The 9,055-nt window shown below is 39.2% G+C and carries 4 protein-coding genes and 2 pseudogenes; 4 read left to right on the top strand and 2 right to left on the bottom strand.

Translation table 11 applies throughout. The annotated features are described in order from the left end of the window. Window positions 1-141, top strand: a 141-nt coding sequence (locus L652_RS1000000125675) for a DUF6691 family protein (RefSeq protein WP_029751582.1), incomplete at its 5' end; no start/stop codon positions are given. A gap of 95 nt (window positions 142-236) precedes the next feature. Next, on the top strand, window positions 237-1,331 hold the full coding sequence (locus L652_RS0107650; RefSeq protein ID WP_024595618.1) for a mechanosensitive ion channel family protein: 1,095 nt from the start codon (window positions 237-239) through the stop codon (window positions 1,329-1,331). A 34-nt stretch (window positions 1,332-1,365) separates the two neighbouring features. Here the strand turns inward: L652_RS0107650 and L652_RS0107645 are convergent, their stop codons facing one another. Continuing rightward, window positions 1,366-3,501, bottom strand: a complete 2,136-nt coding sequence (locus tag L652_RS0107645) for a TonB-dependent siderophore receptor (RefSeq protein WP_024595619.1) — start codon at window positions 3,499-3,501, stop codon at window positions 1,366-1,368. A gap of 223 nt (window positions 3,502-3,724) precedes the next feature. On the opposite strand from L652_RS0107645, the pseudogene zigA reads away from it, so the two are divergent. Together zigA and L652_RS0107635 are read left to right on the top strand one after the other, a co-directional pair. Beyond that, window positions 3,725-4,890, top strand: a pseudogene (gene zigA / locus L652_RS01000000123465) (zinc metallochaperone GTPase ZigA). After that, window positions 4,890-5,579 carry a DUF1826 domain-containing protein gene (locus L652_RS0107635; RefSeq protein WP_024594779.1) on the top strand — a complete coding sequence of 230 codons (690 nt, stop codon included), beginning with the start codon at window positions 4,890-4,892 and terminating at the stop codon, window positions 5,577-5,579. The pseudogene zigA and the gene L652_RS0107635 overlap by 1 nt, the downstream one beginning before the upstream one ends. Before the next feature lie 26 nt (window positions 5,580-5,605). Here the strand turns inward: L652_RS0107635 and L652_RS01000000123460 are convergent. Further along, window positions 5,606-8,366: pseudogene (locus tag L652_RS01000000123460) on the bottom strand (response regulator). Window positions 8,367-9,055 lie beyond the last annotated feature (689 nt).

The raw sequence follows: 9,055 nt of genomic DNA, 5'->3' as shown, positions 1-9,055 counted from the left end.
TCGGTACTTTTTGGTTTAGGCTGGGGTTTAAGTGGTATATGCCCAGGCCCGGGCTTGGTTCAATTAGTATCTCTTAAAATGGAGTTTTTATTGTTTTTTGCAGCCGTGCTAGGCGGTATGTGGTTAGCCAAAAAAGTATAATATTTGCTGCCGACTAAACTCGGCAGCTACTTTTACCCAAACAAAGGTACATAACTTGCTGCAATATATAAAACTATATTGAACAGGTTTAAGTTATGCTAAATAAAGCGCTGGAATTTTCTAACAACACACCTTGGTTAGGCGCAGCGTCCTCCCTTTCACTTATAGCTATACTACTGTTTTTAATTCGTTTTTTTGTAATGTACTGGCTAAAAAAATGGACTTCAAAAACCAAATTTATATTCGATACTTTACTAATAGAGTCAATATCTAAGCCGCTAACACTGTGCACAATTATTGTGCTACTCACCATTTTAGAGCACGACACTTTCATTATTGGTACTTCTATTTCTCAACAGATTCCTTTTAATAGCATTAATATTGTATTAGCTCTGCTTGCACTTATTATGTTTTTAGACCGCTTTATTATTGGCACTATTAATTACTATGGTAAACAATCTGCCGTGGTTTTTAATTCAAAAAGCATAATTAAAGGCGTGATACGCGTTACATTATCGTCAGTGGGATTACTGGTATTAATGGGCACGTTAGGTATTTCTATTACGCCCATTATTGCCTCGTTAGGTATTACATCACTAGCTGTTGCCCTTGCTTTGCAACCTACCCTTGAAAACTTTTTTTCTGGCGTGCAGCTAGTAATAGATAAACCTATAAGGGTGGGTGATTTTATTGAGCTTGAATCTAAGGAGCAAGGCTTTGTTGATCATATTGGCTGGCGATCTACATGGGTTAAAATGCTACCTAACAATATGATTATTATACCTAATAGCCAATTATCTAAATCGCGTATTATTAATTACTTTTACCCTGAAAAAGAGCTAAGCGTGCCTGTTGATATAAGCGTGCATTACGATTCAGATTTAGAATTTGTTGAACAAGTAACACTTGAAGTAGCTCGTGAAATACTTATTTCACACGAATGGGGCGTTGATGATTACAATACCTTTGTGGTTTTTCATACCTTTGATAGATCAAGCATTAACTTTACGGTAATGCTTAGAGCTAAAGAATACTTTAATCGCTTTTGGGTTAAATCTGCTTTTATAAAAGCCCTGCATAAACGCTATAAAAAAGAAGGTATTGTAATCCCCTTCCCTATTACGGCTATTAACACGACTCAAGAAGCCGCTAAATTTAATAGTGATAAAAAGGTGCAAGGCGATACGTAAAACAAAGCGCGAGTAACTCTCGCGCTAATAAGTATTAAAACTTGTAGGTTATTTGCCCAATAATTTCACGAGGGCTGCCAGGAAAGTGGCCGTTTCGTTCACTAAATCCACTAACCGCGTATTCTTTATCAAATAGGTTATTAATATTTACACTCAGCAATACGTCGTCAAAGCGACTCGTCCAGCTCATGTCAAATACAGTAAATGGTTTTACTTTTTGACCACTGGTACTCAGTTGCTCACTTACGTAATTTGCACCAAATGCAATTGATGAGTCAATTGAATCGATAGCGTAGCGAGTCCATAAACCTGCCTGGTGGCGTGGTGCATTAGCAAAGCGCGAACCGTCTCCAAATGTATTTGAAAGCGTATCACCCGTTACGCCGTCTACCACTTGCGTATCGTTGTAAGCGTAGTTAGCCGTTACGGTCCAGTGCGCTGATAAATCGCCGACTAAAGTTGTTTCAAATCCTCGGCTTTCTACTTCACCTATATTTAAAAGTGCAGCAATGCCATCCCCCGCTCCCGTATCGTCAGGGTTGCTCATTACCACGTTTTCTTTATTAATTTGGTAAATTGCAAAGGTGCTCATTATTTTGCCGTCGAGCCATTGGTTTTTCATACCCAGCTCGGTTTGCTTACCGGTTTCTGGTTCTAAATTACCTTCGCCTTCTACATCTTCTTGGTCGGCTGATGATGTAGGGTTAAAGCTCTCTGAGTAATTAATATATACCGATGTGTTTTCTACTGGCTGATAAGTAACAGCAACGCGCGGCGTTATATCGTTATCTGAGTAACTAAAACCTGTTTCTTGATTAAACTCTTTAAAATGGTCATAGCGCAAACCTGCAATTATTGTCCACTGCTCGCCTATGCTAATTACGTCTTGCGCGTATACACCAAATCGGTCGGTATCTACGCCATCGCGGTTCATGTCGGTAAGGTTATAAGTACTTGGATCGGTTTCACCGTAGTTTAAATTAAAAATATTTAAATTAGCGACGCCATCGGCCTCATATCGGGCGCGAAAGTAGTCATATTCGGTATCAACGGTGTGGTAATCACCACCAAATAAAAACTGATGGGTTAATTGTCCTTGTCCAAAGTTATAAACAAAGTCGGTGGTTACACTTGCCTCTTTATTGGCACGAAATTGCTTACGGTATTCACGCTTAATCGTTTCATCGTCAATATTGGCAACGCCATCACCGTTTACATCTACCCAGCTTTGCGACTCATGGTAGGCTTGGTCTCGCTCGTTATCCATGTAACGAAACGTAGTACTTAACGAAAAATCATCATTAAAATAATGGCTAAGTTCTGCTTGAAGCACCAAAGCTTCCATATTTTGATAATCAAACGACTCATTCGCGTTATAACTTGGGTCAACTAAAAAGTTACCGTTGTCATCTACCGGTACGCCACGTAAGCGGTTTCCGCCTAGGTCTTGTTTAATGTAGTCAACACTTGTGGTTAAGGTTGTTGAATCTGTTAAATCAAATAACAATCCGCCTGTCAGCTCGGTGTTTTTTGAGTCTGCATTGTTACGAAAGCTGTCTTGCTCTTCATAGTAACCACCCAATCTATAAGCCATTGTATCGCTTAAACCGCCGGTCATATCAAGTGATGCACCACGGGTGTTGTAGTTACCCAAAGTAAGCTTTAGTTCGCGTTTTTGTGTGTAGCTTGGCTTTTTGGTTACGTAATTAATCATCCCACCAGGTTCGCCACCGCCATACAAAGCAGAGGCAGGCCCTTTTAATACTTCAACACGTTCAACATTAAATAACTGCGGTACACCAAAGCCCGAATATGGGTCGCCACGCACACCATCATAAAATACATTGGCATCGTCTCTAAAACCACGAAAAGTTACGCCTGAGTAGCTGTATTCACTGACACCCGCAATAGAGCGGTATAAATCGGTAATGTCGCGCGCGGCTTGGTCAATAATAAGTTGCTCGGTTAACACCTGAGCCGATTGCGGAAGCTTAATAAGATCTAAATTAGTTTTGGTACCAATTTTACTTTCGGTTTCTAGGTAAAATTGCTGGGCACGGCCAGTTACTTCTATTTTTTCAATATCGTTATTTTGCTCGGCAAATGCCACATTAGAAAAAGCAGAAAAAGACGCAGCAATACTGAGCGCCAAATATTTTTGGTTAAACATATTGATCCAGAGAAGAGGTTTATAAAACGTTGCGAATGATAACGACTATCATTAACGTGTGCAATGTAAATAATTTCATATTCATCCTTATTTTTCGAATGAAGAGTTTTTGAGTAACACACTAAATTTGCAGCTCAGCATTAAAAAAATTAATTAGCATTACTGGAATACGAAATTGATATAATATAACATACCTTTGATTGTAATTTAGTAAGATTATTAAATGATAAATAAACTGCCCGTCACAGTGTTATCAGGTTTTTTGGGGGCTGGTAAAACCACTGTACTTAGCCATATTCTTAATAACAGGCAAGGTAAAAAAGTGGCTGNGCAGCCACTATTAAAAACGATGTATCGCTCAATCACAGTAACGAAAAGCTCGTTGAAATGAGCAACGGTTGTATTTGCTGCACCCTACGAGAAGACTTACTTGTTGAAGTGGGCAAACTTGCCAAAGATGGGCGTTTTAATTACCTCGTTATTGAATCAACCGGTATTTCTGAGCCATTACCTGTAGCCGAAACCTTCACATTTGCCGATGAAAATGGCGTATCACTGGGTGATATTGCCACCCTTGATACTATGGTAACGGTGGTTGATGCCGTTAACTTTTTAAACGACTACGAACAAGCAAATGATGTACAAGATACTGGCGAATCGTTAGGAGAAGACGACGAGCGAAGCGTAGCCGACCTACTTGTTGACCAAGTTGAATTTGCCGATGTAATCTTAATTAGTAAAACTGATTTAATTACAAACGATGAATTAAATAAACTCACTGCCATTTTAAATACGCTTAATACTCAAGCTAACATTATTCCTATTTCAGACGGCCATATTAATATTAACGAAGTGCTAAACACGGGTTTATTTAATTTTGAACGTGCCCAACAAGCACCGGGGTGGCTTAAAGAAATGCGTGGTGAACATATTCCCGAGACTAAAGAGTATGGTATTAGCAGCTTTAATTACACTGCGCGCCGCCCATTTGACCCAGAAAAGTTTTATAACTTTCTTCATAGCACCGAACAATTTGGCAAACTTATTCGCTCAAAAGGGTATTTTTGGTTAGCAACACGCCCTTTATTTTGCGCGCAGTGGAGCCAAGCAGGCGGTATAGCTCATTACGGATTTGCTGGTATGTTTTTTAAAGCCATCCCCCAAAAAGACTGGCCTACAGAGCCTGAACTGCTTGCTGACATAAATAATAAATGGGTAGAACCCTTTGGTGACATGCGCCAAGAGCTTGTGTTTATTGGTCAATCATTAAATAAACAAGCGATGATTAAAGCGCTTGATGACTGCCTACTACCAGAAGATGCCGTACTTAAAGGTAAAGACTTTTGGAGAACCTATAACGACCCGTTTCCTATTTGGGAGGAAGAGTAATGAATGCCCTAGCCCCAATAACTGCGCAAATAAAGCCTGCGGAACCGCTGTACCGAAAAGCAGCTAAAGAGTGTGACGCCGATGTATTGCCACAAATTTATAACCAAGACACTAACATTGTTATTTGGCAAAGAGACCTTGAGCAAACATTAACAAATGCAGTTAATACTCTCATTAGCGCAAATGCTTTAAAGCCACTAGAGCTTGCGGTATCGCCCGATGATGCGTTTGATCAATTAATAAAAACGCTTAAGCCAGAAGATAATAACCGCGATGAAGTTAAAGCGCTGTGTGAAGATATTGCACTGTTGGTTGAAATGTTTTGCTGCCTGTTTGATTTAAAACGCGCCGGTTTAAGGCTAAAAATATTAGATAAACCCATGTGCCCGCGTTTTCATGTAGACAAAATTCCGTGCCGGCTAGTTACTACCTATCAAGGTGTTGCTACGCAGTGGTTAAATCACAGCGATGTAAACCGCTCAAAGCTAGGTACTGGTAATTTAGGTAAACCCGATGAAGAGTCTGGCTTATTTAAAAGCCTAAATAATATTAATCAACTCAAGCAAGGTGATGTTGCCCTGCTTAAAGGCGAGTACTGGGATGAAAACGAAGGTGCAGGGCTTGTACATCGCTCACCAGCGGTGGCTGCAAACGAGCAACGCTTATTACTTACGCTCGATTTTATCTAAAATTTGTTGTGGTGATAAACGCTAAGCTAGTGCGCGTTTATCACCCTAGCGATTACTTCGTACAAACCTTGTGTATTTACAGGTTTAGATACAAAATCGTCCATGCCCACACTTAAACAGCGCTGTTTATCGTCTTCGTAGGCATTAGCGGTAATTGCAATAATGGGCACATGTGCCTTAGTGTTTGCTTCGTTAGCACGTATTGTTTGTGTACATTCGTAACCATCCATATTTGGCATTTGGCAATCCATTAAAATTAAGTCAAAGGTGTTACCCTTAAGCACTTTTAACGCTTCAATTCCATCGTTAGCCATTGTAAGTTGTATATGAGTTGGCTCTAACATTTTTGCAATTACTTGGCGGTTTATGGGGTTGTCTTCTACCAATAGTAATTTTTTGCTACCAAGATCAGGTACTGATTGCGACTTTACTGCGTCTGTGGGCTCTATAAACTCAGCTTTAGGCGCATTAATGTAAAACTTGAGCATGCTGCCTTTACCGGGTTCACTATTTAAAGATATTTCACCCTGCATTTTTTTAATTAACCCTTGGCTAATGGCCAAACCTAGCCCAGTACCGCCATATTTACGCGCAACACCTACATCAGCTTGAGTAAACTCACTAAACAATAACGATTGCTGATCTTTTTCTATGCCTATGCCGCTATCAGACACACTCACAAATAATTGCTGGCCACTGTAATCAAACGATAAACGCACAAACCCGCGCTCAGTAAACTTATACGCGTTAGATAATAAATTAATAATAACTTGGCTTAAGCGTAAATCATCTACGTTAATACAATCTGGCAAGGTGTTACTACACTGAACTATAAACTGCACATCGTCAGAGCTTACAATGGGTGAAAACAACGATTTAATATTTTCGATAAACGGCGCTAAGTTTGTTGGGCGCGGGCTAATTTGCATTGCATTAGCCTCAATTTTAGAAAAATCTAAAATATCGTTTAAGATTTTTAATAAGTTTTGAGCACTTTTTTGTTGCGTATCTAAAAGATCTCTTTGCTCGTCGGTTAACGAACTATCACGCAGCAATACTTCACCCATGCCCAAAATACCGTTCATTGGGGTGCGTAGTTCATGACTCATATTTGCTAAAAACTGCGATTTAGCCACATTAGCTAAATTAGCACGCTCTACTGCTTGCTTAAGCTTGTTAGTTTGCTCAGCAACTTGTTTTTCTAGCTGCTGGTTAAACTCACTGAGTTGTTTGTTTAGGTCTTGGTTTTTTATATTTGACGCTTGCAGGTTTTCTATTGAATGCTGCAGCGCAGTGGCTAGCATTTCAAACTGCTGTTGTAGTTGCAATACTTCTTGCCAACTTGAATCTGTATTAAAAGTATGTTTTTTTGATTTATTAAAGCTTTGCATTAAATTAGTTAAACCACTAATTGGCTGCACTAATAAGTTTGCAAGTTGGCGTACAAACAGCACCACCATAATAATTAGCATAGCGCCTAGCAAGATACTTGGCAGCCATGCTTTGGCTACAGCCATACTCAAATGTTTACGATTATAAAAAGTGATTACTTGCCATTTGCTCTGCGGATTAACATATCTAGAACTATGGTAAACCTCATTATTATTGGAGCGAAATAAATTTTTATCGCCCATATTAGGCGTATTAAAACCATCTTCGTTAAAGTCGGTTAATATTTTAAACTGCTCAAGCGAGCTAAAAACCACTTTTTGTTTATCATCCAGTACAACTAACTCGCCAGTATTTTCAAATAAATTAGGAATAAACTGCTCTAATCGTCCAAGCTTTAACGACCCCTCTACTACGCCGAAAAACTCACCATCACGATAAATAGGTGCCGACAGCGCAACAATGGCTTCATTGCCAAGCCCTCGTCCTTGAAACACACCACCGCTATAACCGAGAGGATATTGCTTAGCCTGATTAAAGTACTCGCGATCAGTGACATTACGCTGCGCCTTAGTTAACCCCGCTATAAGGTTATTAGGCGACGTTATTTCGACGTAGCNCGCTAGGGTTTGCATACAAGCTTGTAGCAAACCCAGGAAATAGATTCATTAGCCTTTTTAACTGCTGCTCACTATCTGTGCCCGCGCTTATGGCGTCGCTACTCATTACAATAGCATTTTTATGAAACGTTAAATAATCACTTAATTGAGTGCTTATATATTTGGCTTTTTCTTCAAGCTGGGCGTCTACCTCATACTCTAACCGAGAGTGGTGATCGTTCACTAAAATTACACTGGTAAGCAGTATAACCAATATAATAATAACGCTTACAACATAGCTAAGAATGCGAGCGAGAGGCCTGCCCTGATAGGCACGGCTGGCGTGGGGTACAAATACACTAAATAAATCAACTAAAGCTAAGCTAATTAACGCATTTATGAGGTACTTTGATATTGCAACAACTAGCGTTAACCATGGCAGACCAATAAGAAACTGCCCTATTCCCCAAATTATAGGTAAACCAACTAACAGCCAAAAAACAGTACCAAGAGGGAGTATGGGTTTAGAGCGGCGTAAACAAAAAGTGTAAAGCCAAAAAAGCTCGAGTAAATAAACAATACTCGGCCAGCAATGCCCCCACCTATAAAGTAAAAAGCCAGATACGATCGCAAGGCTTAAGCACGCATAACGCAGCCCAATAAACACTAAGCTACATAATACAAATACTTGCCCAAATAAAAACTCAGAACTGTCGAAAAAATATAACGGCGAGAGGTTAACTAAACCCCCTAGCAACCCTAATAAAACAGCGAGTGTCCACTTACTTCTTTGAGGCATTACTTCAACCCTAGAGTACTTTGTTAACACGCAGTGTTAAATTAATATAATTGCTACATTATTGCGTACAAGTTAAAAGTTGTCTAGCGAGAAAAGGAGCTGGAAACTATTAGGTATTATGGATTAATTTAGTGAAAAAATATAAATATTAAGGAGTTAGCGATATACACCCAATGTTGCTTGAAGTATAAGTTGGCATAGAGTTGAATCATAAAATGGCATAAAGTGACTGGTTTTCTTAAATTAAAAGCTCCTGATACCAAAGCCAGTTTTTTAATGCTAAAAAATTCCGATTAATTTAGTAGAAATAGATATTTCTCATTAAGACTTAAACACCGTTAAGTTTCAATTTTTGATGGTGAAGAAAATGATTGGATAAATTTTATGGGATATCTATGTCGATGACATGACGTACCGATTCACAACAAACGATTATATTAGCACATCAAGAATAGTGGAAATATCACCTCAGAACCAGCTAATCAAAACAGTCAGTGGTAGCCTTTATCAAGTTATTGGAAAAGGCAAAAAGCCGAAGTGCAAATGTGAGTGAGCCATTTAACAATTTGGTTAATACTAAACTATGTCATCTTATGCTTCTGGTTTATGCCATCTTTTAGTACAAATATGTCAACTTATACTTCAAACAACACCCAAATGAGGAATTTGGGTGGCAGTCTTACCAGCCA

The organism is Pseudoalteromonas sp. TB25 (assembly GCF_000497995.1).
GTDB lineage: Bacteria > Pseudomonadota > Gammaproteobacteria > Enterobacterales > Alteromonadaceae > Pseudoalteromonas > Pseudoalteromonas distincta.
The sequence above is the reverse complement of the archived record's forward strand: the minus strand, read 5'-3'. Positions and strand labels throughout refer to the sequence as shown.

Bases quoted from the DNA above. Each gene is read 5' to 3' on its own strand.
- L652_RS0107645 (WP_024595619.1), bottom strand. From the start codon at position 3,501: ATGTTTAACCAAAAATATTTGGCGCTCAGTATTGCTGCGTCTTTTTCT.
- L652_RS0107650 (WP_024595618.1), top strand. From the start codon at position 237: ATGCTAAATAAAGCGCTGGAATTTTCTAACAACACACCTTGGTTAGGC.
- L652_RS0107635 (WP_024594779.1), top strand. From the start codon at position 4,890: ATGAATGCCCTAGCCCCAATAACTGCGCAAATAAAGCCTGCGGAACCG.